Genomic DNA, 26,175 nt, shown 5'->3' with positions numbered 1-26,175 from the left:
ATTTTGAAAAAGAGTGCTTCATTATTATTAAGTGGAATTTTAGTTTCTGGAATGGCATTTGGAACCATCATCACGCCCGCAACAGTTCAAGCTGCAACTGAGAGTACCCAAGCAACTACTGATGTAACTAATACCGTAACCTATTATGATAGATCTGGTGCAGAGGTAGCTACTAAATCAGTTACTGGCAAACAAGGTGCTAAGATCGGAGTTGTACCTGATGGCTATGCTTTAGTTGACGGTTCTAACGTTGTATTTGGTGCAGAGGGAGCAAAAGTTGGAGTACCTGTAACACCAATGATTTCTTCCAAAGTTAACTTTGTTGACCAAAATGATAAATTAGTTCAAACAATTACCGTTAATGGCGGTGATGGCAATGCTTACACCTTATCCGATTTACCAGAAGGTTGTTCATGGCCAAAGGATGCTACTAAGACTATTACCTTAGAATCAGGTAAGGAATATAACGTTACTGTCAACAAACAAGTTGCTAATACGATTATTTTTAAGACAGCTGATGAAACTGAAGTTGGCAGAACTCAAATTTTTGGCGACAAAGTTGGTGATAAGGTTACTTTGACAAGTGATCAAGTACCTGCTGGATATTCAGTAAGCAATAATGATTTAAATCTTCAAAGCGATGGCAATACACAATTCGTTACCGTAACTAAGAATGCTGAGGGAATCACACCATTTAAAGGAACAGTTAGAGTTGGCGATAAGACAGCCTTTTTGTACACGGTCGATGGAAAATTGATTTCAAATCGTGCATTGGGTTCAGGTTCTGATTGGAAAGTAGTTAATAAGTTAGTTCTAAATGGTAAAGCTTATTATCAAGTAGCTACCACAGAATGGGTTCAAGCAGACGATGTTTCAGTTATTTCTCAAGAGAATGATAACAATACTGACGAGAACTCTAATGTACAGACTGCTGATAGAAGTGTTGTAACAACTAAGAATGTTGACTACACAGTTCTTTATGATATCAATGGAAAAGAAATTCAAAATCGTGGCTTAGGCAAGAATTCACCATGGGCAACTGATAAGATGCAAACTCTTAAAGGAGTTAAGTATTATCGTGTTGCTACGAACGAATGGGTCAAAGCATCAGATATTTTATAATCAAACTAAAAGACAATCCTCGAAAGGATTGTCTTTTTTTTCTCAAAATGAAGTCAGTAATTAATTTTTATAAACCGTAACTAAATTGTAACTAAAGTTTGGCGTGAGTCGGTAATTTTTAACGTTAGACCTAGTTAAGTTGGCTTGATAGACCTGATAAAGCGGAATAGCTCCTTCATCATCAGTTAAAATCTTGTCAGCCTGTAATAGATCATTCCATCGAGCTTGTTCGTTGTTGGCATCAGTTGTCTTTGATTGGGCAATTAAAGCGTCGAACTTCTTATTAGAATATCTACCATTATTTTGAGCACTTTTCGTTGTAAACATATCTAAGAATGTTTCAGGATCAGGATAATTAGCGAACCAGCCCGTCACATCAATGTCAAATTGACCGGTTGAAGCTTTATCCAAATGTGCTTTAAAAGGTACATTGGACAAGGTGAGTTTCAATCCTGGCAAGTTCTTCTCCAATTCACCTTGAATATATTCAGTTTCTTTTTTTGATCCGTCGGTATCATCCCCCAGAAGAGTAAAGTTTAAATTCTTCTGACCAGTTTCTTTGATACCTTCTTTCCAAAGTTTTTTAGCTTCGGTTGGATCGTAGTCTGTGTATTTATTTGATGCTTGGAGAACTTTTTCTTTGGTAAAGTCTACTTTAGTTTTGGAATTATAGGACATGCCAACGGGTACCACCGTGTGTTCAATTCCACCAGTTTTACCAATGACATTATTGGTTAATAAACTTCGATTGATGGCCATAGATATTGCTTGTCTGATTTTAATATTTCGGAAGAATTTATACTTCTTTTGATTGAGTTCAATAAACGAATTACCAGCTTGTTTATCCACAGAAAAGTCTTTATAGTTTGATACCTCACGAGCAGTGTCGCCGTTAAGACTTTCGAGACGGTTGATTCTATTAGTGTCATAAAGGTTAAGTCCGGTATTAGCGTCTTTGACGACATAATACTTAACTTTTTTTAGTTTAACGGCTTTAGCATTCCAGTAAGAATTATTTTTTACTTCAGTCCAGCTATTATTAGAAACAGTCCAGTTGACCAGCTTAAAAGGCCCATTAAAGACCATACCGGCACTCTTTAAGCCATACTGTTTGCCAGCTTTTTCTACAGCTGGTTTATATTGAGGATAAAAAGTGGAAGTGGCCATTAAAGTATTGAAATAAGGAATGGCAGTATCCAAATCTACTTCCAAAGTGTATTTGTCCAAAGCTTTGATACCCAAAGAATCAATAGGCTTCTTTCCACTACTTACTTGGTCGGCATTCCTTACACCGTCAAACATGTATTCATATTGAGATCCAGTCTTAGGATCAACCGTTCTGCGCCATGCGTAGACAAAATCATTGGCAGTAACTGGTTCGCCATTAGACCAATTTGTATGTCTCAAATGAAAGATATAAGTTTTGCCATTATTAGTCGGTTTGACAATTTTAGTAGCGATGGCGGGCTGTAAATCTTTACCGTTATAACGATAAAGCCCCTCCATAGTATTAGTTATGTTTTGTGCACCGATCACATCGGTATTTAGGGATGAATCCATAGTGGCAATCATATCACTGGAACTAATTGATAATGTGTCTTTATTATCTTTTTATGCAGAGGATCCACAACCACTGAGAATTAATTTAAATAGTAAAATTGGTAGCAATGTTAACAAAGATCGTTTCTTAATTTTCATAAGTGGCTTTATCCCCCTTAAATTAATTATTTCCCGTAAAAATTGCTAGAAATATTGTAGTAGATCGGCTTCGGTCAACTTATTTTTTTCAGTCTGATTCAAATCAAGAATGATTTCGCCTTTCTTTAGGACAATCAAACGGTTGCCGTACTTCATTGCATCTGACAAATCATGGGTGATCATCATACAAGTTAATTCTTTTTCTAAAATTATCCGATTGGTTAATTCCATCAAATCTTTGCTAGTTTGTGGATCTAAGGCTGCTGTATGCTCATCTAACAACAATAATTCGGGCCGTTGAATAATCGCCATCAAGAAACTCAAGGTCTGTCTTTGACCACCAGAGAGCTTTTCGGTGAAAGTGTTCAAGCGATTGTCTAGGGTTGGTAGATTGGAAATTAATTCTTGAAATTCAGGCATATGACTTTTTAAGTTGCGTAATTTTAATCGACGAGCCAGGCCACGTCTTTTAGCTAACAAGAGATTTTCTGCCACTGTCATTCGAGGTGCGGTACCAGATTTAGGATCTTGATAAACTCGACTGATGTGACGGCTTCTTTTGGCAAGATTCTCGCTGGTAATATCTTGACCATTTAATAGAATTTGGCCAGAAGTTAATTTGTTTGTACCAGTTATGGCGTCTAGTAAAGTTGATTTACCTGCACCGTTAGTTCCTAAAACAACTAAGAAATCCTTGGGATTGATGGTTAGATTGATATTATTCAAAATATTTAAATTTTCGTCGTCGTTATAGATTGTCTTGACGGCATCTTTTATTTCCAATAATGGTTTCATTTTGTTTTAACCCCATTTCTCAGTGTTTTTAAAAATTGAGCTCGAATAGTTGGCAAAGCCAAGCAAAGAGCTAGGATAATTGCTGAAATTAGTTTCAAATCGTTTGTATTGAAGCCTAATTGTAAGACGACCATCAAGATCAAGCGGTAAACGACACTACCAATGACAACACTGATCAGTCGCACGCTAAGTGGAACGTCTGGGTAAATTACTTCACCGATAATAATGGCGGACAACCCGATAACGATGACGCCGATACCCATGTTTACGTCGGCAAAGCCATTTTGTTGAGCAATCAAGCCCCCGGTTAGAGCTACGATACCGTTAGAGACCATTAAACCGATAAACTTCATCACAGTGGTGTTGATACCAAGTGAAGCTGCCATCGTCTCGTTGTCACCTGTGGCGATGACCGCTTGACCTTTTTCAGTATTTAAGAAGATTATCAGCAAGAAAATAATCAATGCGATGATAATTAAACCTAAAATGATGCCGTTGAAGTTGGTTGGCAATTTGTCGAGACCAAATTGATTGAAGATGTTAGTTGACTTGGTCAAAGACATATTAGCTTTTCCCAAAATACGTAGGTTGATCGAGTATAGCGCCGTCATGGTCAAGATTCCTGCCAATAGAATCGGTACATTTAACTTTGCGTATAAAAAGGCAGTTGCAAAACCAGCGAGACTACCGAAGATAAAGGCAATCAATAATGCATAGAGTGTTGAGTGGCCACTTTGAATGAGACTGACTGCAGTCACAGCTCCTAGAGGAAAGCTACCTTCAACGGTCATATCTGGAAAGTCCAAAATTCTAAAAGTAATAAAGAGCCCGATAGCCATGATGGACCAGATAAATCCCTGACTTATAGTAGATACGATTAAATTCATTTGATGATCTGTCCTTTCTTTTCAGCTTCTTTGGTGAGTGAGTCTGGAAATTGAATGTTGAGTTGTTTAGCCATTTTTTCATTCAAAATCAAATGACCTTTTTTCATGAAAGTAACTGGTGTAGTAGCAGGATTTTCTTGATGCTTTAAGATTCTGACAACGTGCATGCCAGTCTCTTCGCCTAATTCATATTGGCTCAAACCAACTGTTGCCAGACCGCCATCTGAAACCATAGTAGTTGCAGCAGGAAAAACAGCAATATTTTGTTTGGCGGCGATTGATGATAGCAACTTCATACCAGAAGCTACAGTATTATCTGTTGGTACGTAGATAGTTTGAACACCTTCGGCCAAAGCGGTACCGACTTGTTGAATATCATTAACTGAATTGATGCTAGAAACTTTGACGGTTAAGCCTTGTTTCTTAGCTAAAGTTTTCATTTTTTTCATCTGACTAGTGGCTGAAGCATCACTTGATGTGTAAATGATCCCAATTGTCTTTAGGTTAGGGATGACTTGTTTCATCAATTTGAGTTGAGCCTCTAATGGTGCTTGATCAGAAACACCAGTGATGTTACCACCAGGCTTTTGGTTGTTACTGATGATACCAGCACCTTCAGGATCGGTAACAGCTCCCATGACGATAGGAATCTTAGATGTGGCATTCTTTAATGATTGAACTGATGGAGTAGCAATTCCGACTGCTACATCGACGTTATCTTGGACAAATTGCTTACTGATCGTTCGAAGATTACTTTGATCCCCTTGAGCATTTTGAAATTCAATTTTGATGTTCTTGCCATCGATATAACCGTTCTTCTTTAAAGTATCATCGATCCCCTTGTTGATCTGGTCTAAAGCAGGGTGTGACATTAACTGTAAGACCCCAACTTTTGGAATAGCGTTTTGAGCTTGCCGATCAGAACGGCCGGTGTAAAAGTATGCAAAAATTAAAAACATTGCCAAAGCAATTAGTGTTGCGTAAAGTCTTCTCGTATGTTTCATCGTTATATTTCCCCCAAATTAAAAAGGCAATCCCAGAGTATGTGGGATTGCCTTATAGAATAAAATACCCACATGGTTAAATTTGAAAAATTTTTCCATGCGGGCTTTGAAATTATCATAGTTTAATAAGCCGACACGGATTCAATCCTCTTCAGACTGAATCCATCTCGGACCAATCTGAGTTATCGGCTTTGCCAACGAATATTCACGATGTTTAGAGAGTTTAATGATTTCATAATCCATTTCTCCTAACAAATTGATGTCTCAAATATATTTCAACCTTCAGGAAATGTCAACTACAAATTTATAATGCGAAAATTATTAAATATTTTCTGAAAAAACATATAATGTAGTTAACTGTAAAAGTATGAGGAAATAACATGCAAAAAAAATTGAAAGTCCTGTTGCTAGTTGGATTTATCGTCGCCTGCATTACTGGATTAACTTACTTTGATAGTTTTTTATATCACGATCCCGTCATGAAAGTCGAAAATGTTAAAAAGTTAGGAAAGTCTACCTCGACGGATGAATATAAAAATACGGACACGCAAATTACTCAAAAAGTTAGCGGACGGCTTTTGAATACAAAAAGTAAAGGTAAAACTATCTCGTTTAAAAATACCTATTACAATTCTCAGTTGACCGATACAAAATTTACCACGGGCCAACAAGTAATTTTATCTAAGAGTGGTCGTACTTATACACCCAAGAACCTTAAACGAGATACCAGTTTAGTTTTTACTTTAGGTTTAGTCATATTTTTACTCTATTGTATGAAATTTGATCGACGAAAATTATTCGCCAGTATCTTGATCAATGTAGTTATTTTTTACGGATTTTTACAAGCAATCATCAAGACTCACAATAGTGTTTTAATGCCTCTAACCGTTATAACGGCGTTATCGATTTCTGCAACGGCACTTTTGATTATCTTAGGACCAACTTATCAGGCGGCTATGGCATATAGCAGTACCGTAATAGCAACCACCGCTGCATTATTGTTAAGCCTCTTCATTTTGAATCTATCTGGCTACAGTGGAGTGCATGTTGAATTGACCGATTTCGAACTGCAACCATATAAAGGAGTTTTCTTTGCCCAGGTTATCTTCAGTGTCTTGGGAGTTATCTTGGATGAAACCATGGATATTTCTTCATCATTGATTGAAATGAAAAAGGAATTGTCTGATGTAAGTGAGAGTACTTTATTTAAATCCGGCATAAATATTGGCCGTGAATTGATCGGACCGCTGATCAATATTTTGTTATTCATCGTGATTGCTGAGAATTTGAATATTGTTCTATTGTACTTGAGCAATGGTAATTCAATTGGCTATACCTTTGATATGACTTTGGGTCTAGGATTGACGCAATTGTTGATCAGTGCGATTGGCATCATTTTGACCGTACCGGTGACCAGCTTGATAGTCAGTAAAGTAATAACAAGGAGGGTGAAATAAATGTTATATCTATTTTTAACTTTCGTTGTGTTACTGCTGATGGTGACCGGAACTCGTGGACTGACATTGCTGTTTGGTTTAGGAATTAATGTCTTCTCAATCATTGCTCTATTAATTTTGATTGCCGACGGTTTCAATGCCGTAATTACGACCATCGTTATAGCGGTAATTATTTTGGTGGTTGCAATTTATATGAACGTTGACAACCCCAATACCGCAAGTATTGCTTTTAAAACCTCATTATTAATTATGATCGTGATCCTTTTAATTACGATTCCTTTAGAATTTTGGGCTAATGCTCAAGGAATGGCGGCGGAAAATCAAGATGAACTCGAAGGCTTTTCTTTGGCCGCTGGAATTTCTTATCCACAATTGGCAATTTCAATCATTGTGATCAATAGTTTAGGAGTGATATCTGAAACCAGCGTGGCTATTACCAGTGGGCTAAATGAAATTGTTGAGAATAAGCCTACTTTAACACCAGCAGAGATATTTAATGACGGCTTTTCAGTCGGAAATAAGATATTGAATACCCAGACGAATACCTTGCTATTTAATTTCTTTGCTTCAACTTTTCCACTATTCTTTGTAATTCATTCATTAGGATATAAATTTACCGAAATTTTAAATGATAAGTTAGTTGTGGCTCAAGTTTTAACGACTCTAATTTGTACCATTGGCGTCATTTTGACTGTGCCGATAACGGCTTATCTAGTGTATCGAAGAGCAAATAACAAATCTAAAAAAACCACTAAATAATTTTGTGAACGATAACAGAATTGGTGTAACCGTTGCCAAAAATAATTAGTCCACCTAAAATGGATGTAATGATTAAAAGGGAGATCTAATAATGGCATACAGTGATTGGTGGAAAAAATCAGTAGTTTATCAAGTTTATCCAAGAAGTTATCAAGATAGCAATGGTGATGGGATTGGTGATTTGCCAGGATTGACCAGTCGTTTAGCTTATATCAAAGACCTAGGAGCTGACGTTATTTGGTTAAATCCAATTTACAAGTCACCAGATAAAGACAACGGCTATGATATTAGTGATTATCGCAGTATTCAGCCGGCTTATGGAACAATGGCTGACTTTGAGACAATGTTACAAAGAGCTCATACATTAGGTCTCAAGATTATGATGGATTTGGTGGTAAATCATACTTCCGACCAAAATAAATGGTTCCAAGAGAGTAGAAAATCTAAAGATAATCCATATCGTGACTATTATGTTTGGCGTGACCCAGTTGACGGGCATGAACCAAATAATTGGGGTTCATATTTCAATGGACCAGCTTGGAAATTTGATGAGACAACTGGTCAGTATTACTTGCATCTCTTTGCTGATGGTCAACCAGATTTAAACTGGGAAAACCCTAAAGTTCGTGATGAAGTGTGGAATATTATGCGCTTTTGGCTTGATAAAGGTGTTGATGGTTTTAGAATGGATGTTATCAATCTGATTTCTAAACCTGCTGGCTTGCCTGATGGGCACAAAGAACCAAATGAGCGCTATGCCAACGTTGGCAAAATTGTCGCAGATGGTCCGCGTTTGAATGAATTTTTACAAGAAATGAACCAAAAAGTCTTATCTAAATATGACGTTATGACTGTTGGAGAAATGCCTGATTCAACGCCCGAAGATGCTATAAAATATACAGGACTTGATTCAAATGAATTGAATATGGTCTTTCAATTTGATCATGTGGGACTTTCAGGTAATCCAGATCAACGATTAGGAAAATGGTATGATGCACCAGTTAAACTAGTTGAGCTAAAGAAATCATTGAGTAAATGGGAAACCGAACTCAACAAAAAAGGCTGGAACAGTCTGTATTGGAATAATCATGATCAGCCACGTGCGGTTTCTCGTTTTGCGACGGATGACCCTAAGTACCGAGTTAAAGCAGCTGAAATGCTAGGTACAACTTTGCACATGATGCAAGGAACACCTTATGTTTATGAAGGTGAAGAGTTGGGAATGACTAATGTTCACTACACAAAGCTTTCTCAATATGAAGATTTGGAATCTATCAATGCTTATCACGAATTTGTGGATGAAGAGAAAATCATTGATAAAGATTCGATGTTGAAATATTTATCCGCCCGGTCGCGTGACAATGCTAGAACACCTATGCAATGGGATGAAAATAAGAATTCAGGATTCTCAAGTACTAAACCATGGTTTGAATTGAATCCTAATTATCCGGAGATAAATGCAAGGGATCAAATTGAAGATGGCGAGTCCGTCTTCAGTTACTATAAGAAATTGATTGATCTACGTCATAATAGCGATTTGATTGTCTATGGAGATTATTAATTGTTAGATCCCGAGGATGAACAAGTATTTGCTTACAAGCGCCGTTATAACGGAGAAACATTGTTGGTAATTAGTAATTTCACTAAAGAAATGCTTACAAGGGACTATGGTCAGGCTAAAGGTAAATTATTGCTTGGAAACTATAATGATGATTTAAATATGGAGCTGCGTCCATATGAAAGTAAGATCTATTTATTCAAATAGCTATAATATACAAGTTATGAAATCAAGGGCTCAGCTTTTGATTATTGAACACAATGAAATAAGTTCGATGATATGTGCATGTACACATACGATAAGAAAAAATAGAAGAATCCACAATGGACTCTTCTATTTTTTTGACCGAATTAAAATTTTTCACCATCTAATTTAGCCCAGTCAAAGTTTGCAGATTACCTCAAATTTTATGAGGTGCAGTTCGTCGCTTATCGAGGGTATTTAGTTGATTTACTTAACCTTATTATCGGCCATTGGCAATAAAAAGGTATTGATTATATATACAATCCTGACTATACTACTTTTTGAAAACGTATACAAAAGGAGGAGAGAAATGACTTATGCAATGATTGGTACTTGGAGAATGGCATATGAAGGTTTGTGTAAAGGATTGAATTTACTTAAAAATGATAGTAATGCTGGCGATGCCGTTGAAACTGCCATTCAAGAAGTAGAGAATTATCCTTTTTTTAAATCAGTAGGATATGGTGGTTTACCAAACGCTAATGGTTTTGTAGAAATGGATTCCGCTTTTATGAATGGTGACACATTTGAGGTGGGGGCAGTCATGGGTATCAGTGATGTTAAAAACCCCATTTCGGTTGCTAGAAGTCTCAGTCATGAACATTTTAACAGCGTAATGGTAGGCGATGGTGCCACTCAGTACGCTACTCAAAATGGCTTTGAAAGAAAGAATATGCTAACAGATAGGGCCAAAAAGATATGGGAAAAGCGAAAAAAAGAAATCGCTGAAAAGAATCTTTCTCCCTATGACGGACATGATACGGTTGGCATGGTTAGCCTAGATAAAAAAGGATCAATAAATGTGGGAACTTCAACTTCAGGACTTTTCATGAAGAAGCCCGGAAGAACTGGAGATTCTGCACTAGTTGGTGATGGATTTTATGCAGATAGCGAGATTGGAGGTGCTGCAGCAACTGGACTAGGTGAAGATATCATGAAAGGGTGCCTATGTTATGAGATTGTGCGGTTAATGGGGGCAGGGATTAGTCCTCAAGAGGCTTGTGATAAAGCAGTCTATCCTTTTGTTGAAAAATTAAAGAAGCGTTATGGCAAAGCAGGAGAATTCTCACTGGTAGCTTTGAACAAAGCAGGAGAGTGGGGAGTAGCGACAAATGTTGAGTTTACCTTTGCCGTTGGTACACAAGATGATGACGCAAAAATTTATATAGCTCACCCAGTGGATAACCAAAAAACTAAAATTGAACCAATAACGCAGGATTGGTTGGATGCATATGAAAAGAGAATTAAGGCACCAATAGATTAGAGGAGTTTTATTCATGGAGTATTTATACAGTCAAATTGCTAAAGATTTAGAAAAAAAGATTGATAATGGCGAATATGGAGTCCATCAAAAATTACCATCAGAGAATGAATTGGCATTTCAATTTAGTACTACACGTTTGACCATTCGTAAGGCTATAGAGACGTTGGAAAAAAGACATGTAGTGGTAAAGGATCGTAACCGTGGGACTTTTGTTTTATCACCTGCGCTAAAGATCTCAAGTGGATCACAAGGTCTGGTGAGTTTTACCGAAGCTGCTGAAAGTAGGCAGTTAAAAGCTGAAACTATTCTCGTCAAACTTGCTAGCGTTTCAGATATCTCTAATATTTCTGAGCAAGTAGTCAAACAATTAATGCTTGATCAGACGTCGGAACTTTGGGAAGTAGAACGCGTACGTCTTATTGATAAGGAACCAATGACTCATGAAATGATTTATATTCAAAAGAAATTTTTACCCGAATTAAATGAAAAAAATGCACTTGGTTCTTTATTTAAGATGATTGAAAAAAATATCACCATATCGTACGGATCACAAGAGTTAGAGGCAGTACTATTAGACGAAAATATTAGTAAGATGTTACACGTTCCTGTAAATAGCCAGGCATTTTTTGCTCAAACAACTTCATATTCGGTTGAAGGTTATCCCATTCTTTATGATGAATCTTATTATCGAGCTGATAAGTATACTTTCCATAATATCCTGTATAGAAAACATTGATTTGGAGGTTAATAGTATGAAAGTAATAGTCTTCTTAGATCAAATTCAATCTGGTTTAGGTGGCAAAGAGAAGGCGGATACTGAACTTGGTGGGAAAAAATTGCCAATGGGAGCCGCAGACACGATTGATAAGAATTTAAAGAAAAAAGATTCTGAGGTCATGGCAACATTCTTTTGCGGAACTGAATACTACGAGAAGAATCGAGATGAAGTGAACGGAAAGATCACTAGAATGTGTAAAAAAATGCAACCAGATGTGTTACTTGTCGGTCCGGCATATGATTATACGGATTTTTCTAAAATGGCTTGCAGTGTTGGTTTAGCAGTCCAAAATGATTCAGATATCCCTGTTGTCGCCATGATTGCAGAAGAGAAAAATGCGGATACGATTGCCGAGTTTAAAGATAAGTTAAATATTATTCACATGCCTAAGAAAGGAGGAACTGGATTAGCGGATTCAATTGATCGGGGCATTGAATTGTGTGAAATGAAAGTTAAGAAAGAGGATATAACGGATTTTGTAAATGATTATTGTTTTTAGAAGGGAATGATTTCTGTGCAAAAAAAATTTGAGCAAGTATTAATGCCAGTGGCGACCAAGCTCGCCAATAATGTGGTTCTACGCTCACTTCGGGATGGATTTTTAATTATTACGCCATTAATTATCGTTACATCAATTTTCCTGCTAATTGGTAATTTTCCAATTCCTGGCTGGGCTGATTTTTGGAGTGGCGTCTTAGGGCCAAAATGGTCGGAATGGTTTAGTGCCGTATCTGATTCAGTTTTTAGTTTTACAGGTTTATTGGCTTGTTTTGGTATCTCTTATGCATATGGTAAAAATCGTGGACTGAAAGCAGTTCATGCCAGTGCAGTTGCAATTGTTTCGTTCTTGATAATGACACCAACTACAGTTGAAGTTGGTAAGAAAACATTAGGTGCAGTTCAAACAATTTATTTAGGACCTAATGGTATTTTCTTGGGATTGTTCACGGCTTTAGTCAGTGTTGAACTTTATCGTTTTGCAATCAAACGTAATTGGACTATTAAAATGCCTGATGGAGTTCCTCCTGCTGTTAGTGAATCTTTTGATGCATTATTACCAAGTGGTTTTGTAATCTTATTCTTCTTTTTAATCAGAATTTTATTTAGTTTAACTGACTTTGGAACAGCTTATAATTTCATTTATACCATGTTACAAGCACCATTGAAGAATGTAGGTAATTCATTACCATCAGTACTTCTATATAATTTCTTGGCATCATTGTTATGGTGCTTTGGTATTAATGGGCCAACTATTACAAATAGTGTTTGGTCACCAATTTTCTTTGTCTTAACACAAGATAATTTAAAAGCCTTTCAAAGTGGTGCCAAGTTGCCTCACATTTATACACAACAATTTATTGATATTTTCACAACATATGGTGGCGGTGGTAGTACGCTTTCGCTATTGATTGTAATGTTATTCGTATGTAAGTCGAAACGGATTAAAGAATTAGGTAAATTGGCCATTGTTCCGGGAATTTTTGGAATTAATGAACCTATTATCTTTGGATTGCCAGTCGTTTTGAATCCAATTATTGCTATACCATTTATTATTGTGCCTGTTTTAAATACTCTTATTTCTGGTATTGTGTTCAGTCTTCACTGGATACCATATACAAATGGGGTCATGTTGCCATGGACAACTCCACCATTGATATCTGGATGGCTCTCGACAGGTAGTTGGCTAGCATCAGTTTTACAGTTATTTGAGTTAGTTCTAGGCGTTATAATTTACTATCCATTTGTAAGGATGCTAGATAAACAATATCTGGATGAAGAAGCTGCAGCTGAAGAAATGAATGATGTCGATATTGATTTTAGCAATATTTAGAAGGGATGAGAGGATTGAAAAAAATAAGGCCTGATTTTCAAGAAATGTTTGATCAGTCAGAACAAGAATTTTTGGATGATTTACGTCAGTTAATAAGAATCCCCAGTGTTAATGGAGAAAAAACCTATCAAGCTCCCTTTGGAATTGGACCTAAACGAGCTTTAGAATATCTTTTGGAACTGTCAGAAAAATTAGGATTTCGAACAGGGCAGGTAGCCGACTGTGTTGGATGGGCTGAATACGGGCCTGAAGCGACTGTCGCAAATGATTATTTTGGAGTTTTAGGACATGCTGATGTTGTCGATGTAGTTGATGACTGGAATTATCCGCCATTTGATTTATCCATTAAAGATGGTTATATGTATGGGCGTGGCGTTTTAGATAATAAAGGTCCATTAATGGCTGCTTTGTTAGCTTTATATTTAATCAAAAAGCAAAATATACCTTTGAAAAAAAGAGTTCGTATCATGTTTGGAACGGATGAGGAAATGGGTAGTCGCGATATTTCTAAATTCTTGAAAGTTGAGAAACCTCCTTATGGTGGATTCACACCAGACTGTAAATTTCCTATCGTTTATGGTGAACGTGGAATTTTAGATTTAACGATCAGTCAAAGTATTAAAGATGGTTCGCTAAAACAAATTGATGACCTAAGTGGTGTATTTGATCGAAGCTTTTTGCCCGACTATGCTAGTGTCACAATTTTAGGAAATAAATTAGAATTCCACGGTAAAAAGGCACCAAGCAATGCGCCTGATTTGGCAGATAATGTCTTACCTAAATTAGTTGAAAGCTGCACTAGTTTAGACGGACAAATTGGACAAGTGTTTGATTGGATCAATCAAAGTTTCGGTCACCAAACAAATGGTCAGGGGTTAGGAATAGACTATCATGATGACGATTCGGGTGATTTACAATTGTCTTTATATGAAATTAATATAGTTGATGATTCTTTAGAAATAAGTTTTTCATTGCGATATCCGGTTACTTTTACGGAAACGACAGTGTTGAATCAAATACGTAGTCGTCTAATGCCGGACATGAATTTAATGATTAATCGCAGTTTTCCATCTGTCGTTAAGGATAAGGATTTACCCTTTATGCAAAAGTTTTCAAAGATATACGAAGCAGATACTGGATTAGATGGAACTCCAGTTACAACCACGGGAGCAACATACGCTAGAAAGATGCCAAATATAGTGGCTTTTGGTCCGTCATTTCCTGGGCAGAAAGGCATAGCCCATAAAGGGGATGAATGGATGAAATATAGTGATTGGCAAATGATTATGCAAATTTATTACGATTGTTTATTGTCGGAGTTGACTTAAAAAAGTAAAGTTTACTGTATTTTGACTAGCTGATCTTAGTCCTTAAGTTTGAATTTTTAATTATGCTGCTTTTAGAACGGAAAATTCTCGGTATTTTGCCGGTGACTTTCCGTTTAGCTTTGTCTTGATAAGTTAAAAATTAATAGTTTGTTTCTGAAAATCAAATATTTGTTTTCCTGAAATTTCATAAGTATAATTATTTGTGTTTGATTCAAAGGGAGAATAAAGATGAAACTATTCAGGAAAGGCATCTTGTATGCTTTAATCTTTTTATTTGGTATTAGTTTAGCTAATGCTTTAATTTTCAGCAATAATTATGATAATGTCCAAGCGGCCACCTTGCGTAATAAGAAAAGGTTAAGTTCGAGAGATTTTTATTATCGTATTTCTAAGAATCACTTGGTGAAAGCTAGTGACGTTAAGGTAATAACAAAAATTGGTAGACCTGATTCAAATATGGTTAGTACCAATATTCCAAATGATTTTAAACTAAAAATAACTAATCCAAGAACAGTTGTATATAAGCTCAACGGGGAGAAAACGTCTAAAAGATTACCTAAGGGAAAGGTGATTGAAATTGGCAATAAATCTAAATGGTTCAATGACTCCTATTATAAAAGTTCAAAGAATAAAATGATTCATGTGACCGATAGTACATGGATTTAAATAGATCTATTAAAAAAGTGATGCTGCATATTTATAAATATGCAGCATCACTTTTTTTAGAATTGTTCAACAATTTTTTCTTTTGTATCTAAACCATATTGGATCCACTTATTTTTCTTTTCATCAGTGAGCCGGAATACCGGAGCACTAATACTAAATCCACCAAAAATCTGATTATTTTTCACTAATGGAAAACCGATGCAATAGACACCTTCCTGGTTTTCAATATCATCAATGGCGTAACCGTTAGTTTTTGCCTGGGCAATATTATCTAACAAGCCCTGACGAGTGACGATAGTATTATCTGTTTTCTTTACCAGAGCAGTTTTATCCAAATATTCTTCAATTTTTTTATCAGAATAATAAGGCAAAACGGCCTTACCCATAGCAGATGAATACATATCCATTGCTCCCCCAAGCTCTAAATCAAAATGGATACTGTTAGTACTTTTGGCTCTATCTAACAAAACGATTTTATCGTTTTCAATTATTCCTAGATTGACTGCCTCAGTAGTTTGGTCTCGTAGCTTATTAAGAAACGGCATTGCTATTTTATCCAAATCGAAACTCTGTGAAGCTTGATCGCCATATTTAAGAAATACAGTTCCTAAATAATATTGTTTTGTAGCACCATAGGATTTTACAAATCCGCAATATTCCAGTGTTTGTAGGATTTTAAGGACAGTTGATTTAGAAGTATCAATATGGGCACTTATTTCTTTTAAACCTGGGGCTGCTTTAGAGTCTGAAATAAAATCTAATATTTCCTTAGCCTTCAGTAAAACGGCGCCGTATAAATGTTGATCAGACATTGGAACACCTCTTTTTCTTTTAATTATACCCGTAATTCAAGCATATAGGAATTATATATTTTTGTGAAAGGGCTTGCAAAAAATAAAAACAAGGTATAAACTCTTCTTGTAAATAAGAAATGTCATTTCCTAATAGGAAATATAAACAGGAGGGTTTTTCAATGTCAGAAATTCATGAAAGTGCAGAAGAAATTCGTCAACATGAGGAAGAATTAAAAAACAACTTTGGGATGGATAAGTTTAGTCTTAAAGGCAAAGTTGCTATTATCACCGGTGGTAATACTGGTTTAGGACAAGGTTATGCGATTGCCATGGCTCGTGCTGGTGCGGATATTTTTATTCCAACTTTCGGCAAGAAGGAATGGGACAATACTAGAGAATTGATCGAAAGTATGGGTCAAAAAGTTGAATTTATGGATTTGGATCTAACAGCTCCCGGTGCTGCCAAGAAAGTCATTGAGACTGCAATTGATAAGTTTGGACACATTGATATCTTGGTAAATAATGCCGGAATGATTAAACGTAATCCAATCCTAGAATCTAAAGATGAAGACTGGGATCGTGTAATTAATATTAATTTGAATGCTGTTTATTACTTATCATTAGAAGTTTCTAAAGTATATGCAGAACAAAAATCCGGAAGAATTATTAATATTGGTTCAATGCTCTCATTCCAAGGCGGTAAATTCATTCCTTCATACACAGCTTCAAAACACGGTGTTGCTGGATTAACTAAAGCCTTTGCTTCAGAAATGGGTGCTTATAATGTGACAGTTAATGCTATTGCTCCCGGATATATTAAGACTGAGAACACTGCACCAATTCGTGCTGATAAGTCACGTAATGATGAAATCCTTGGCAGAATTCCTGCAGGTCACTGGGCAGAACCTTATGAATTGATGGGACCAGCCGTATTCTTAGCAAGTGACGCTGCTTCATATATCAATGGAGCTATTGTTCCTGTTGATGGTGGATATTTAGTTCGTTAATTTTGGTATTTAAACAAAAATAATCTCTGGGGGGTTACTCATGGCTGTCATAAATTACATTATGTCGTTGGGTGCTAGTGTAATGATGCCTATCATATTCCTGATTCTTGGTTTACTTATCGGAATGGGCTGGGGTAAATCATTAGTATCTGGACTTAAAGTTGGTGTTGGTTTCGTCGGACTGAGCGTTGTTACTCAGTTGTTGTCAGATAATATCGGTCCCGCTGTTAATGCCATGGTCAAAACTTATCATTTACATTTATATACACTTGATATTGGTTGGCCAGCCGCTTCACAAGTAGCATTTGGTACGTCAGTTGGTGCGATTATTATTCCATTGGGACTATTAGTTAATGTTTTAATGTTAGTCATTGGAACGACTAAAACATTAAATATTGACCTTTGGAATTACTGGCATTTTGCCTTTATTGGTTCAATTGTTTACTTTGCTACAAAGAACTTTTGGTGGGGACTATTCGCAGCAATCATTACCATTATCATCACATTGATTGGTGCGGACAGATCTCAAAAGAAAGTCGAGAGTTTTTATGGTAAGGATCTAACCGGGATCTCAATTCCACAAGCATTCTGTGTAGGTTTTATTCCTTTCGCAATAGTAACAAATTGGATTGTTGATCGTATTCCTGGCCTCAACAAGGTTGATATCGATGCCGATAAAATGAAAGAAAAGTTCGGTGTTTTAGGTGATCCAATTGTCTTGGGTGTAATCATTGGTATGTTGATTGGTGCACTTGCTCATTATCCAGTTGCTAAGATTCTTCAATTAGGTGTTATTCTTGCCGCTGTCATGGTTTTGATTCCCAGAATTACAGGATTATTTATTGAAGGACTTTCACCAATTTCCAAACGTACACAAGAAATCATTAAAAATAAATTTAAAGGTAGAGAGTTCAATATTGGTATGACTCCTGCTCTAGTAATTGGTCATCCTGTTACTTTGGTAGCAAGTCTACTATTGATTCCAATTATTTTATTCTTGTCAGTTGTTATTCCTGGAAATGAATTCTTACCATTAGCTAGTTTGTCTGGTTTGATTTATATATTCCCATTAGTACTTCCATATACTAAAGGAAATGTTCTTAAGACATTATTAACAGGTATTTTTAGTTTGATCTTTGGTGTTCTTTCAGCAACAGCGATTGCAAAAATCTTCACTTTCGCTGTAAAAGCAGTTCAACCAAGTTTGATTCCTGCAGGTACTTCATCAGTTGCAAGTATTGACTTTGCAGCCAGTCCATTAGCCTGGATTGTATATGAAGCCACTGCAAATCTACCTATTATTGGTGCCATTGTACTAGCAGTTATCGTTGCTGGTTTAATGTTCTGGAACAGAAAAGAAATCAAAAAAGGTATGTAATTAATGGAGTCTCCTTGGGGTCAAAATCTTCAGGGAGATTTTTCATTTGGAAGAGGTGATATGATGAGTGAACTACTTACCATTGGTGAACCTCTAGTGGTTCTGTGTTCAACTGATCCTGACAGTACAATTCAAGATTCGGTGAACTTTAATAAGGTTATCGGTGGAGCAGAGTTGAATGTAGCTGTGGGCACTCGTCGCCTAAACCATTCAGTTGATTATATTGGTCAAGTTGGTGATGATCCCCAGGGAGACTTTATCAGAAATGAATTGAATAAACGTAAAATTAATACTGACTACTTGATGACTAGCAAGGAATTCTATACAGGTTATCAAATGAAACAATTAGTAAGTCAGGGCGATCCATTTGTCTTTAATTTTAGAAAAGGATCGGCAGCTTCACATATTGATCAAAATATTATTGAAAAAATTGACTATAGCGATACTAAAATAATTCATTTGACCGGCATCTTTCCCGCTAGTTCTTCTGATGCTTTAGGTACAAGCATTTTACTAGCACAAAAGGCCAATAAAAGTAATATTACCTTAACTTTTGATCCTAATTTACGTCCAGCCTTGTGGACTGATAAGGAAACGATGGTAAAAACGATCAATAAAATAGCTAGTTACGCTGATATCGTACTTCCGGGTCAAAATGAGGGAAAGATTTTAACCGGATACGATGATCCAGAAAAGATTGCTGACTTTTATTTACAAGGTCGAGCTAAGGCAGTTTTCGTAAAAACAGGTGCAAAAGGATCTTATGTTAAGACCAAAGATGGACATAGCGCAATGATATCAGGATTTAAGGTTAAAGAGGTTGTTGACACTGTCGGTGCTGGTGATGGTTATGCACTCGGCGTTATAACGGCTTTACTTGAGAATAAATCCTATGATCAGGCGGCTAAGCGAGGCAATGCAATTGGTTCGTTACAAGTCAGGACGCATGGAGATAACGATGGCTATCCTATGCGAAATGAATTAGACAATTATTACTTAGAAAATGGGGTTGAGGAATAAATGACATTATTAAAATTCGATTCATTGAAAAAAATTCAAGAAAATGGGGTCGTTGCTGTAGTTAGAGGTTACAACGAAGAAAACTCATATAAAATTTCAAAAGCCTGCATAGATGGTGGAGTTACAGCAATTGAATTGGCCTTTACTTCTCCAAATGCAGACGTAACTATTAAACGTTTGAGTGATGAATATATTGCTAATGAAGCCGTGGTCGTTGGTGCAGGAACCGTTTTAGATGCGCCAACTGCAAGAATTGCAATTATTGCAGGGGCAAGGTTCATCGTCAGTCCTTCATTTAATGCTGAAACTGCCAAAGTATGTAATTTATATAATGTTCCTTATGTACCTGGGTGCTTTACACCGACTGAGATTCAACAAGCATTAACTTATGGGGCAGATTTGATCAAAGTATTTCCAGGTTCAATTGCCGGAAAAGGAATTATCAAAGAAGTACAAGGACCATTCCCTAATATCAATATCATGCCTAGTGGTGGGGTTTCATTAGACAACATGAAGGAATGGTTTGCTAGTGGATCATTTGTAGTTGGCGTTGGTGGTAGCCTTGTTGGACCAGGAAAAGACGACAATTACGAACAAGTTAAAAATAATGCAGAGGCATTCCACAATGAATTTGAAAAAATAAATGATAAGGAACTTTTAGTCTAAAAGCAGACTTGATCGTTATTGTGGATTGGAGAATATTATGGAAAAGGTTTTAACTTTCGGAGAAATGATGCTTCGTTTGAAACCAGCTGGGTGCAAACGAATCGTTCAGTCCGATGAATTCGAAGCTGCTTATGGTGGTTCAGAAGCTAATGTCGCTGTATCATTGCTTTTACAAGGTGACCAAGCCAGTTATGTGACTAAACTTCCTCAAAATTTACTAGGTACTTCAGCGGTCGATACCCTGAATAAGTATGGAGTGAACACGAGCAAGATTTTATATGGAGGTAATCGTTTAGGAATTTATTTCTTTGAAAAAGGCGCTAGTGTAAGAAGTACTAATGTTGTTTATGACCGAAAAGCGAGTTCGTTTGCTGATTCCAAAGCTGATGAATATGATTGGGATAGTCTTTTATCCGGAATGAGCTACTTTTACTTTTCTGGCATTACAGCTGCCATTTCTGATCAAATGAGAGAAACGTTACTTATTGCATGTCAATATTGTCATCAAAATGGAATTAAGGTTATTTTTGATACTAATTATCGAGGTAAAATGTGGAGCTCTGGTGAAGCACAACAATTTTCTAGTCAAATAATGCCATATGTTGATGTATGTTTAGCCAACGATGAAGATTTTGAAAATAGCTTGGGTATCAAGGCTTTTGATGGTGATATGGAACATGGTATCGATCAGAGCAATAGTTTTAAAGATGGTATGCAAGAAGTTGTTAGAAAGTATCCCAATTGTAGTATCGTAGCCAGTATTTTGAGAAATATTAATTCAGTTGAAGATAGTAAGTGGACAGCATTGTTATTGAAAGATGGTCAAATGTACGAAAGTCCAATCTATAATATGCACGTGTATGAAGGAGTTGCCAGTGGCGATGCATTTGGAGCAGGTCTAGTACATGGTCTAATTCATGAATTCGATAACCAAAAATTGATCGATTATGCTATTTCAGCTAGCGTATTAAAACTAACGATTTCAGGCGATTTGAATCTAGTGAATGAGAGAGAAATCTTGAATAATATGACTAAGATTTCCGCAATGAGTCGTTAATAAAAAAGTCTCTTAACTAACCCTAATTAGATTAGTTAAGAGACTTTTTTGAATTAAAACTTTTCACCAGCTAATTTAGCTTGATCAAAGGCGGCAGCAAGAATCTCATTCGCATGCATTGGATCCTTGTCCATACCCTCGGCGAAAACAGCTGAATAGTCAGTAACGCCGATCATATTTAAAATCATCTTGAGATATTTGTCAGCCAGATCGTCGATGGGACTATCTTTAGGGGTTAACTCGTTATGGTAGTTGCCACCATTAGCTTGAAGATGGATGGCTTTTTTGTTGTGCAGATCACCAGTGGTTGAACCATCAGCGTTGTAGTGGAAAGTTTGACCAGCTTGCATAATAACATCAATGTAACTCTTCATTTCAGCCGGCATAAAAAGATTGTACATTGGATTTACAAAAACATATTTATCAGCATTTATGAATTCATTGACCCATTCTTGACGAGCGTCGTTGAACTCTTTTTCATCATTGGTTAAGGCTTCTTTGGTAAAGTGCTTATTGAAGATGGAAAGAGATAGCTTATTCAAAGGAAATGGCATAAATTCAGAAACATTATGAACAATAATTTCATCTTCTGGGTTCTTGGCAGTATAGGCGGTCAGAAAATGTTGATACAATTGATAGCTTGATGATTGTTTGGCAGACTCTGGGTGTGCATAAATAACTAGTACTTTTGACATATTAAAGACCTCTTTTTTGTTTAACTACAATTATAGTCAATTATCAAAGCTTTCAAAAGATATATATATTACTTTTCAGCGAGTCTTTGTGCCATATCGCCATCTGGGTAGACAGTCAAAGTTCTGGCTTTACCAGTAAATAAAACCAGTCCTGGTTTGGCACCTTTAGGTTTATGCAATTGGCGAACTTTTAAGACGTCTACGGCGACTTGCTTCAATCCCCGGCCTTTGCTGTAGTAAGCGGCTAAACTAGCAGCTTCCAGTAAGGTTTGTTCGCTGGGATTAGTGCTGTGAATAACGACATGCGAACCAGCTAATTCAGAAACGTGCATCCAATAGTAATCTTTTTTAGCTGTCAGGGTGAGGTGGTCGTTTTGGAGACTGTTTTTGCCGACTTCAACTAAGACGTGATCACTAGTAAAAAAGTGTCTTGGGTGTGCTGGTGTTTGGGGTTTAGACGAATGAAGCACATGAGTTTTTATGGCGTCTTCGGCAATCAATTGTTGTTTGATGATAGCAGCTTGTTTTTCATCAGTAGGATCAAAATTTTTCTGTCGTTGCAGTTGTTTCTCCAGATTTGATTTTGCCTGTTGGAGGTTGCCGTAAATGGTCTCAAGCCCCCGTTTGTCACGATGATATTGATGGAAATATTCTTCGGCATTAGCCATGATCGATTTTTTAGGATCAAAATAAATTGTGACTTCTTGTCCCTCTTGGCGATAGTCTGGCAAGATGACGAACCCTTTGGTTAGGTCAATTTGTTTAGAGTAGGTTTGTAGTAAAGTTCCCTTCACTAAGAGGATTTCAGTATCACCCAAACGCTTGCTAGCTTTTTCTAGGGATGAAATTTGTTTTTGAGTATGGTCGATTTGCCATTTCATTGCTGTAATGACTTCATCGGTAACTTTTATTGCTGGTTCAGTTGACATTTTGTAGCCTCAATTCATAACGTTATAACAGTATTATAGCATCAAAAAAAGGTCTTAGTTTTTGACTAAGACCCTTGGTGTAGGTGATTATTTATCGTTGTTTTTATCTTTCTTAGACTTGTTTTGATCTTTCCATTCGCTCATTGTCATAACGTCATTAACTTCTAATGAAACCTTATCGACGTCTTTTCCAGTCATTTCCTTAACTGAATGATTGATGGTATTGACGATCCGATCAAAGATCTGAGGAGCTGACTTGCCATATTCCAAGACAGCTTTTAATTCAAAGGAAACCTTGTCATCATCGGTATCCACGTTCACACCTTTAGTTGGATTGTCGATAAATCTGTCAGTGAAGTCACTGATAGCACCACCAGATAATGATAAAACTCCGTCGATAGTTTTAGCGGTATGGTTAGCGATTTTTTCTAAAACTTTATCAGAGAAGTTTAACTCTTTTTCGATTTTGGGTTGATTATTATTTTGGTTGTTACTAGGATTATTATTTTGATTTGGCATTTTGTTAACCTCGCTTTAATTTACTCTTTCATTACTTTTATCTTGCTTATTTTGCTTTTGCCATTCTTTTTTAGTCATAACATCTTTGACATAGACATTTGTCTCAACAACTTTTAAGCCAGTCATACCTGTAACGGCTGAGTCGACGGCATTGAGAATGTTTCTAAAGACATCATGAGCATTTTTACCATATTCAAGGATTATTTCGACATTAATTGCGGCTTGTTTTTCACCGACATCGACGTTGATTCCTTTAGTAATGTCTTCTTTACTGCGAAGGCGATCGGCAATACTGTCAAAAAGATTTCCGTTAAGCGATAGGATTCCCTCAATGTCACGTATGGCCATACCAGCAATTTTTGCAATAACGTCTTCGTCAAAAGTTAACTTACTGTTTTTAACTAAATCATTGTTTAACTGTTGGTCTGTCATAATTTACTCCTTTAGCTGTAGAAATTTGATCAATTTCATTCTTAAGTCAGTTTTTTCTTCGGCTTTTCCAGTTAAAGCAGCGACTAAATATCCCACTAGACCTGCCAAAATAATCAGGATTAGGTTAAAGAAACCTAAGGTGATCCAGAGAAGAACAATTGAGCTGCCAATCAGAAAGCCGATAATTCTTCTTTTCATAAGCTGCACCTCAGACTACGCGAGGAGCGTTGCCGTCACCTTGAACGTGTGGGTCCAAATTAACAATTACTTTTTTAACGGGGATTCCCAAGTCATTGTGCAACTGATTCATTACCAGTTGTTTAATTTGAGCTCCTTGTTCAGTCAGGTTCATGCGTTGATCGCTCGTCGCTGAGATTGTAGTTTTGGCGGCACGTCTTCTGCCAAGCAATTTTACTTTTACATCGACATTATGCAAGGATAAATTTTCCTTCAGATGGTTTTTCAAAAGTTTTTCGATTGAACTGCGAGAAATATTTAATTTTCCCTTGTTAGATTGAAAACTTAAGTCACTATGTGAAGAACTAGCGAACAAACCATACACTAGAATTGCTAGGAAAGTTATTCCAGAGATAATTGCCAAGAAAAGTGCTAGGTAATGAAACGGCCAATTAAGTACTGGTAGTTGTTTAATAATTCTAGTGACTGGTGGAAGCGGGTAGGTGATGGTTATGAACCAAAGTGTTTGGATGATTCCTAATAATGCGGCGATTATTAAGAATATTCGAACAGGTTTTCTCATAGGCTACACCTTAAGAAGCACGTTTGAAGCTATTTAGAGCCCATGAAATTAGTAGAACTACGATTAGAGAGCCAACTATTGCTGGGAAAATTGCCATCCCGGCAACATCTGGTCCCCAAGTTCCTAAGAGGCTTTCACCAAGCCAAGCACCTAGTAAACCACCAATGATATTGCCTACCCACCCCATAGGCATATTACGATTGACGATCATACTTGCGACTGCGCCGATAACTCCTCCGATGATAAGTACCCATATTGCGTGTAACATAATTAACATCCCTTTCTTTAAAGATTAATTATTTTATACAATTAATCTCTTTATTTATGATTCCAATATATCTAGTTCCGAAATCTTGTGCAAGAAATAACTAATTAAGTTCATATGAAGAATGTTATGCAAAATAAAAAGAACCCAGTAACCACAAGGGGGTTGCTAGGTTCAAAATTTTTTTAAGGTAAATCATTGCCGGCAGCAAAGTAAACGTCATACCACTCTTGTTTTGTTAGCTCGATGTCGCCACCCTTGGCACTATCAGCGATATGTTCAGGATTCATTGTACCGATGATAACTTGGATGTTGGCAGGATGTCTCAAAATCCAAGCCGCTGCAATCGCATTTTTACTTGCATTATATTTATCAGCTAGTTTTTGCAGTTCCGTATTCAGTTGAGGGAACTTGTCGTTGTTGATGAAAGTACCGGCAAACATACCATATTGGAATGGAGACCAAGCTTGAATCGTAACGCCCATTCTTCTGGAGAACTCGATAATTCCACCATCATGATTAATTGAACGAGTATCTGTCATATTGGTGTGCATACCGAAATCGATCATACCTGTGTGCATGATACCAAATTGTAATTGATTAAACATCAATCTTTGATCAACTGCTTCTTGAACTAATAAGTATTGTTGAGGATTGAAGTTAGAAACACCGAAATGACGAACCTTACCAGATCTTTGCAATTCGTCAAAGGCTTCCGCGACTTCTTCGGGCTCCATCAAAGGATCAGGACGGTGGAGCAAGAATGAATCTAAGTAATCAAGTCCCATTCTCTTTAGAGAACCATCGACCGCATCAATAATGTGTTGTTTAGAAAAATCGTAACTTTTACCAGGGATAATTCCACCCTTTGATTGAATGTAAAAGTCATCACGAGTCAAACTACTCTGTTTAAGAGCCTCACCGAAGATCTTTTCAGAGTCTCCGCCACCGTAAATGTCAGCCGAATCGATATAGTTAATGCCACTGTCAGAAGCGACCTCCAAGTCTTTAGCCGCTTGTTCTGGAGTTAAGCTGTTCATGCGCATGATGCCAAGAGCAATAGCTGAAGCTTGCCAACTAGTATCACCGATATAAAGTTGTTTCATAAAAATGCCTCCAATAATTTAAATGTCAATTCAATTATTGAGTGTGAGTTGGGATAAGTCAACCGCAAAGATTACGCTTACAATCTGTATGTTCATGAAACTATATTTTGGAATTCCAATGTTTTCTTTAAAATTATTGAAATTTAATTTGAAAGGA

General features: G+C 36.7%; 27 protein-coding genes and 1 pseudogene. 15 read left to right on the top strand and 13 right to left on the bottom strand.

Going from position 1 to position 26,175, the window contains the following annotated elements; all coding sequences use genetic code 11:
- Nucleotides 1–3: 3 nt before the first annotated feature.
- Complete coding sequence (locus ACG72T_RS01410; RefSeq protein WP_395264153.1) at nucleotides 4–1,122, top strand: SLAP domain-containing protein; 1,119 nt, start codon at nucleotides 4–6, stop codon at nucleotides 1,120–1,122.
- Between the two features lie 60 nt (nucleotides 1,123–1,182).
- On the opposite strand, the gene ACG72T_RS01405 is transcribed toward ACG72T_RS01410, so the two are convergent.
- The 4 genes from ACG72T_RS01405 to trpX form a co-directional block, all read right to left on the bottom strand.
- Complete coding sequence (locus ACG72T_RS01405) at nucleotides 1,183–2,694, bottom strand: peptide ABC transporter substrate-binding protein (protein ID WP_395264152.1); 1,512 nt, start codon at nucleotides 2,692–2,694, stop codon at nucleotides 1,183–1,185.
- A gap of 171 nt (nucleotides 2,695–2,865) precedes the next feature.
- A complete protein-coding gene (locus ACG72T_RS01400; protein WP_395264151.1) occupies nucleotides 2,866–3,615 on the bottom strand; it encodes an ABC transporter ATP-binding protein in 750 nt (249 codons plus the stop codon).
- Nucleotides 3,612–4,502, bottom strand: a complete 891-nt coding sequence (locus tag ACG72T_RS01395) for an ABC transporter permease (RefSeq protein WP_395264150.1) — start codon at nucleotides 4,500–4,502, stop codon at nucleotides 3,612–3,614. The genes ACG72T_RS01400 and ACG72T_RS01395 overlap by 4 nt, the downstream gene beginning before the upstream one ends.
- The gene (gene trpX / locus ACG72T_RS01390; protein WP_395264149.1) at nucleotides 4,499–5,506 is read right to left on the bottom strand and encodes a tryptophan ABC transporter substrate-binding protein; all 1,008 of its coding nucleotides are present in this window, start codon (nucleotides 5,504–5,506) and stop codon (nucleotides 4,499–4,501) included. Before trpX ends, ACG72T_RS01395 begins: the two co-directional genes overlap by 4 nt.
- Nucleotides 5,507–5,886: 380 nt before the next feature.
- Between trpX and ACG72T_RS01385 the strand changes: the two genes are divergently transcribed.
- The 9 genes and pseudogenes from ACG72T_RS01385 to ACG72T_RS01345 all read left to right on the top strand — a co-directional run bounded on the left by ACG72T_RS01385 (nucleotide 5,887) and on the right by ACG72T_RS01345 (nucleotide 15,390).
- Complete coding sequence (locus ACG72T_RS01385) at nucleotides 5,887–6,963, top strand: YibE/F family protein (protein WP_395264148.1); 1,077 nt, start codon at nucleotides 5,887–5,889, stop codon at nucleotides 6,961–6,963.
- Entirely contained in the window at nucleotides 6,964–7,722 is a 759-nt protein-coding gene (locus ACG72T_RS01380) for a YibE/F family protein (RefSeq protein ID WP_395264147.1), read from the top strand.
- 91 nt (nucleotides 7,723–7,813) lie between these two features.
- A pseudogene (locus ACG72T_RS01375) lies at nucleotides 7,814–9,487 on the top strand (alpha-glucosidase).
- 346 nt (nucleotides 9,488–9,833) lie between these two features.
- Nucleotides 9,834–10,787 carry a N(4)-(beta-N-acetylglucosaminyl)-L-asparaginase gene (locus ACG72T_RS01370; RefSeq protein WP_395264146.1) on the top strand — a complete coding sequence of 318 codons (954 nt, stop codon included), beginning with the start codon at nucleotides 9,834–9,836 and terminating at the stop codon, nucleotides 10,785–10,787.
- 13 nt (nucleotides 10,788–10,800) lie between these two features.
- Nucleotides 10,801–11,523, top strand: coding sequence for a GntR family transcriptional regulator, LSA1692 subfamily (locus ACG72T_RS01365; RefSeq protein ID WP_395264145.1), 723 nt, complete (start codon nucleotides 10,801–10,803; stop codon nucleotides 11,521–11,523).
- Between the two features lie 16 nt (nucleotides 11,524–11,539).
- A complete protein-coding gene (locus ACG72T_RS01360; RefSeq protein WP_395264144.1) occupies nucleotides 11,540–12,064 on the top strand; it encodes a GrdB-related putative oxidoreductase in 525 nt (174 codons plus the stop codon).
- Nucleotides 12,065–12,079: 15 nt separating this feature from the next.
- Nucleotides 12,080–13,396 carry a PTS sugar transporter subunit IIC gene (locus ACG72T_RS01355; protein ID WP_395264143.1) on the top strand — a complete coding sequence of 439 codons (1,317 nt, stop codon included), beginning with the start codon at nucleotides 12,080–12,082 and terminating at the stop codon, nucleotides 13,394–13,396.
- A gap of 14 nt (nucleotides 13,397–13,410) precedes the next feature.
- Nucleotides 13,411–14,724, top strand: coding sequence for a Sapep family Mn(2+)-dependent dipeptidase (locus ACG72T_RS01350; RefSeq protein WP_395264142.1), 1,314 nt, complete (start codon nucleotides 13,411–13,413; stop codon nucleotides 14,722–14,724).
- A 228-nt stretch (nucleotides 14,725–14,952) separates the two neighbouring features.
- Complete coding sequence (locus ACG72T_RS01345; protein ID WP_395264141.1) at nucleotides 14,953–15,390, top strand: hypothetical protein; 438 nt, start codon at nucleotides 14,953–14,955, stop codon at nucleotides 15,388–15,390.
- A 56-nt stretch (nucleotides 15,391–15,446) separates the two neighbouring features.
- Here ACG72T_RS01345 and ACG72T_RS01340 read toward each other — a convergent pair whose 3' ends face one another.
- Entirely contained in the window at nucleotides 15,447–16,202 is a 756-nt protein-coding gene (locus tag ACG72T_RS01340) for an IclR family transcriptional regulator (protein WP_395264140.1), read from the bottom strand.
- Between the two features lie 161 nt (nucleotides 16,203–16,363).
- Here ACG72T_RS01340 and kduD point away from each other — a divergent pair, with 161 nt between their 5' ends.
- The 5 genes from kduD (at nucleotide 16,364) to ACG72T_RS01315 (ending at nucleotide 21,312) form a co-directional block, all read left to right on the top strand.
- The gene (kduD, locus tag ACG72T_RS01335; protein WP_395264139.1) at nucleotides 16,364–17,191 is read left to right on the top strand and encodes a 2-dehydro-3-deoxy-D-gluconate 5-dehydrogenase KduD; all 828 of its coding nucleotides are present in this window, start codon (nucleotides 16,364–16,366) and stop codon (nucleotides 17,189–17,191) included.
- A gap of 40 nt (nucleotides 17,192–17,231) precedes the next feature.
- The gene (locus ACG72T_RS01330) at nucleotides 17,232–18,569 is read left to right on the top strand and encodes a PTS galactitol transporter subunit IIC (RefSeq protein WP_395264138.1); all 1,338 of its coding nucleotides are present in this window, start codon (nucleotides 17,232–17,234) and stop codon (nucleotides 18,567–18,569) included.
- A 63-nt stretch (nucleotides 18,570–18,632) separates the two neighbouring features.
- Nucleotides 18,633–19,589: a sugar kinase gene (locus tag ACG72T_RS01325; protein WP_395264172.1), complete on the top strand. Its 957-nt coding sequence runs from the start codon at nucleotides 18,633–18,635 to the stop codon at nucleotides 19,587–19,589.
- On the top strand, nucleotides 19,590–20,255 hold the full coding sequence (locus tag ACG72T_RS01320; protein WP_395264137.1) for a bifunctional 2-keto-4-hydroxyglutarate aldolase/2-keto-3-deoxy-6-phosphogluconate aldolase: 666 nt from the start codon (nucleotides 19,590–19,592) through the stop codon (nucleotides 20,253–20,255). It abuts the gene before it with no gap.
- A 37-nt stretch (nucleotides 20,256–20,292) separates the two neighbouring features.
- On the top strand, nucleotides 20,293–21,312 hold the full coding sequence (locus tag ACG72T_RS01315; protein WP_395264136.1) for a sugar kinase: 1,020 nt from the start codon (nucleotides 20,293–20,295) through the stop codon (nucleotides 21,310–21,312).
- A 53-nt stretch (nucleotides 21,313–21,365) separates the two neighbouring features.
- Here ACG72T_RS01315 and ACG72T_RS01310 read toward each other — a convergent pair whose 3' ends face one another.
- From ACG72T_RS01310 to ACG72T_RS01275, 8 genes are all read right to left on the bottom strand, one after another.
- Nucleotides 21,366–22,007 (bottom strand): FMN-dependent NADH-azoreductase, encoded by a 642-nt coding sequence (locus ACG72T_RS01310; protein WP_395264135.1) that lies wholly within the window; start codon nucleotides 22,005–22,007, stop codon nucleotides 21,366–21,368.
- A 68-nt stretch (nucleotides 22,008–22,075) separates the two neighbouring features.
- Nucleotides 22,076–22,936 carry an NFACT RNA binding domain-containing protein gene (locus ACG72T_RS01305; RefSeq protein ID WP_395264134.1) on the bottom strand — a complete coding sequence of 287 codons (861 nt, stop codon included), beginning with the start codon at nucleotides 22,934–22,936 and terminating at the stop codon, nucleotides 22,076–22,078.
- Nucleotides 22,937–23,023: 87 nt separating this feature from the next.
- On the bottom strand, nucleotides 23,024–23,455 hold the full coding sequence (locus ACG72T_RS01300) for an Asp23/Gls24 family envelope stress response protein (protein ID WP_395264133.1): 432 nt from the start codon (nucleotides 23,453–23,455) through the stop codon (nucleotides 23,024–23,026).
- Between the two features lie 15 nt (nucleotides 23,456–23,470).
- Nucleotides 23,471–23,887 (bottom strand): Asp23/Gls24 family envelope stress response protein, encoded by a 417-nt coding sequence (locus tag ACG72T_RS01295; RefSeq protein ID WP_395264132.1) that lies wholly within the window; start codon nucleotides 23,885–23,887, stop codon nucleotides 23,471–23,473.
- A gap of 3 nt (nucleotides 23,888–23,890) precedes the next feature.
- The gene (locus tag ACG72T_RS01290; protein WP_395264131.1) at nucleotides 23,891–24,085 is read right to left on the bottom strand and encodes a hypothetical protein; all 195 of its coding nucleotides are present in this window, start codon (nucleotides 24,083–24,085) and stop codon (nucleotides 23,891–23,893) included.
- 10 nt (nucleotides 24,086–24,095) lie between these two features.
- Nucleotides 24,096–24,647, bottom strand: coding sequence for an alkaline shock response membrane anchor protein AmaP (gene amaP / locus ACG72T_RS01285; RefSeq protein ID WP_395264130.1), 552 nt, complete (start codon nucleotides 24,645–24,647; stop codon nucleotides 24,096–24,098).
- Between the two features lie 10 nt (nucleotides 24,648–24,657).
- Nucleotides 24,658–24,915, bottom strand: a complete 258-nt coding sequence (locus tag ACG72T_RS01280; RefSeq protein WP_395264129.1) for a GlsB/YeaQ/YmgE family stress response membrane protein — start codon at nucleotides 24,913–24,915, stop codon at nucleotides 24,658–24,660.
- A 182-nt stretch (nucleotides 24,916–25,097) separates the two neighbouring features.
- Complete coding sequence (locus tag ACG72T_RS01275) at nucleotides 25,098–26,018, bottom strand: aldo/keto reductase family oxidoreductase (protein ID WP_395264128.1); 921 nt, start codon at nucleotides 26,016–26,018, stop codon at nucleotides 25,098–25,100.
- Nucleotides 26,019–26,175: the final 157 nt, after the last annotated feature.

Source organism: Companilactobacillus sp. FL22-1 (assembly GCF_043951805.1).
Taxonomy (GTDB): Bacteria; Bacillota; Bacilli; order Lactobacillales; family Lactobacillaceae; genus Companilactobacillus.
Note: the sequence above shows the minus strand (reverse complement) of the source record. Positions and strands in the feature narration are given on the sequence as shown.

What these genes read in the sequence shown, in the direction of transcription:
- ACG72T_RS01405 (WP_395264152.1), bottom strand. Translation starts at nt 2,694, where the DNA reads ATGATTGCCACTATGGATTCATCCCTAAATACCGATGTGATCGGTGCA.
- ACG72T_RS01400 (WP_395264151.1), bottom strand. Translation starts at nt 3,615, where the DNA reads ATGAAACCATTATTGGAAATAAAAGATGCCGTCAAGACAATCTATAAC.
- ACG72T_RS01395 (WP_395264150.1), bottom strand. Translation starts at nt 4,502, where the DNA reads ATGAATTTAATCGTATCTACTATAAGTCAGGGATTTATCTGGTCCATC.
- trpX (WP_395264149.1), bottom strand. Translation starts at nt 5,506, where the DNA reads ATGAAACATACGAGAAGACTTTACGCAACACTAATTGCTTTGGCAATG.
- ACG72T_RS01385 (WP_395264148.1), top strand. Translation starts at nt 5,887, where the DNA reads ATGCAAAAAAAATTGAAAGTCCTGTTGCTAGTTGGATTTATCGTCGCC.
- ACG72T_RS01380 (WP_395264147.1), top strand. Translation starts at nt 6,964, where the DNA reads ATGTTATATCTATTTTTAACTTTCGTTGTGTTACTGCTGATGGTGACC.
- ACG72T_RS01370 (WP_395264146.1), top strand. Translation starts at nt 9,834, where the DNA reads ATGACTTATGCAATGATTGGTACTTGGAGAATGGCATATGAAGGTTTG.
- ACG72T_RS01365 (WP_395264145.1), top strand. Translation starts at nt 10,801, where the DNA reads ATGGAGTATTTATACAGTCAAATTGCTAAAGATTTAGAAAAAAAGATT.
- ACG72T_RS01360 (WP_395264144.1), top strand. Translation starts at nt 11,540, where the DNA reads ATGAAAGTAATAGTCTTCTTAGATCAAATTCAATCTGGTTTAGGTGGC.
- ACG72T_RS01345 (WP_395264141.1), top strand. Translation starts at nt 14,953, where the DNA reads ATGAAACTATTCAGGAAAGGCATCTTGTATGCTTTAATCTTTTTATTT.
- ACG72T_RS01340 (WP_395264140.1), bottom strand. Translation starts at nt 16,202, where the DNA reads ATGTCTGATCAACATTTATACGGCGCCGTTTTACTGAAGGCTAAGGAA.
- kduD (WP_395264139.1), top strand. Translation starts at nt 16,364, where the DNA reads ATGTCAGAAATTCATGAAAGTGCAGAAGAAATTCGTCAACATGAGGAA.
- ACG72T_RS01330 (WP_395264138.1), top strand. Translation starts at nt 17,232, where the DNA reads ATGGCTGTCATAAATTACATTATGTCGTTGGGTGCTAGTGTAATGATG.
- ACG72T_RS01325 (WP_395264172.1), top strand. Translation starts at nt 18,633, where the DNA reads ATGAGTGAACTACTTACCATTGGTGAACCTCTAGTGGTTCTGTGTTCA.
- ACG72T_RS01320 (WP_395264137.1), top strand. Translation starts at nt 19,590, where the DNA reads ATGACATTATTAAAATTCGATTCATTGAAAAAAATTCAAGAAAATGGG.
- ACG72T_RS01315 (WP_395264136.1), top strand. Translation starts at nt 20,293, where the DNA reads ATGGAAAAGGTTTTAACTTTCGGAGAAATGATGCTTCGTTTGAAACCA.
- ACG72T_RS01310 (WP_395264135.1), bottom strand. Translation starts at nt 22,007, where the DNA reads ATGTCAAAAGTACTAGTTATTTATGCACACCCAGAGTCTGCCAAACAA.
- ACG72T_RS01305 (WP_395264134.1), bottom strand. Translation starts at nt 22,936, where the DNA reads ATGTCAACTGAACCAGCAATAAAAGTTACCGATGAAGTCATTACAGCA.
- ACG72T_RS01300 (WP_395264133.1), bottom strand. Translation starts at nt 23,455, where the DNA reads ATGCCAAATCAAAATAATAATCCTAGTAACAACCAAAATAATAATCAA.
- ACG72T_RS01295 (WP_395264132.1), bottom strand. Translation starts at nt 23,887, where the DNA reads ATGACAGACCAACAGTTAAACAATGATTTAGTTAAAAACAGTAAGTTA.
- ACG72T_RS01290 (WP_395264131.1), bottom strand. Translation starts at nt 24,085, where the DNA reads ATGAAAAGAAGAATTATCGGCTTTCTGATTGGCAGCTCAATTGTTCTT.
- amaP (WP_395264130.1), bottom strand. Translation starts at nt 24,647, where the DNA reads ATGAGAAAACCTGTTCGAATATTCTTAATAATCGCCGCATTATTAGGA.
- ACG72T_RS01280 (WP_395264129.1), bottom strand. Translation starts at nt 24,915, where the DNA reads ATGTTACACGCAATATGGGTACTTATCATCGGAGGAGTTATCGGCGCA.
- ACG72T_RS01275 (WP_395264128.1), bottom strand. Translation starts at nt 26,018, where the DNA reads ATGAAACAACTTTATATCGGTGATACTAGTTGGCAAGCTTCAGCTATT.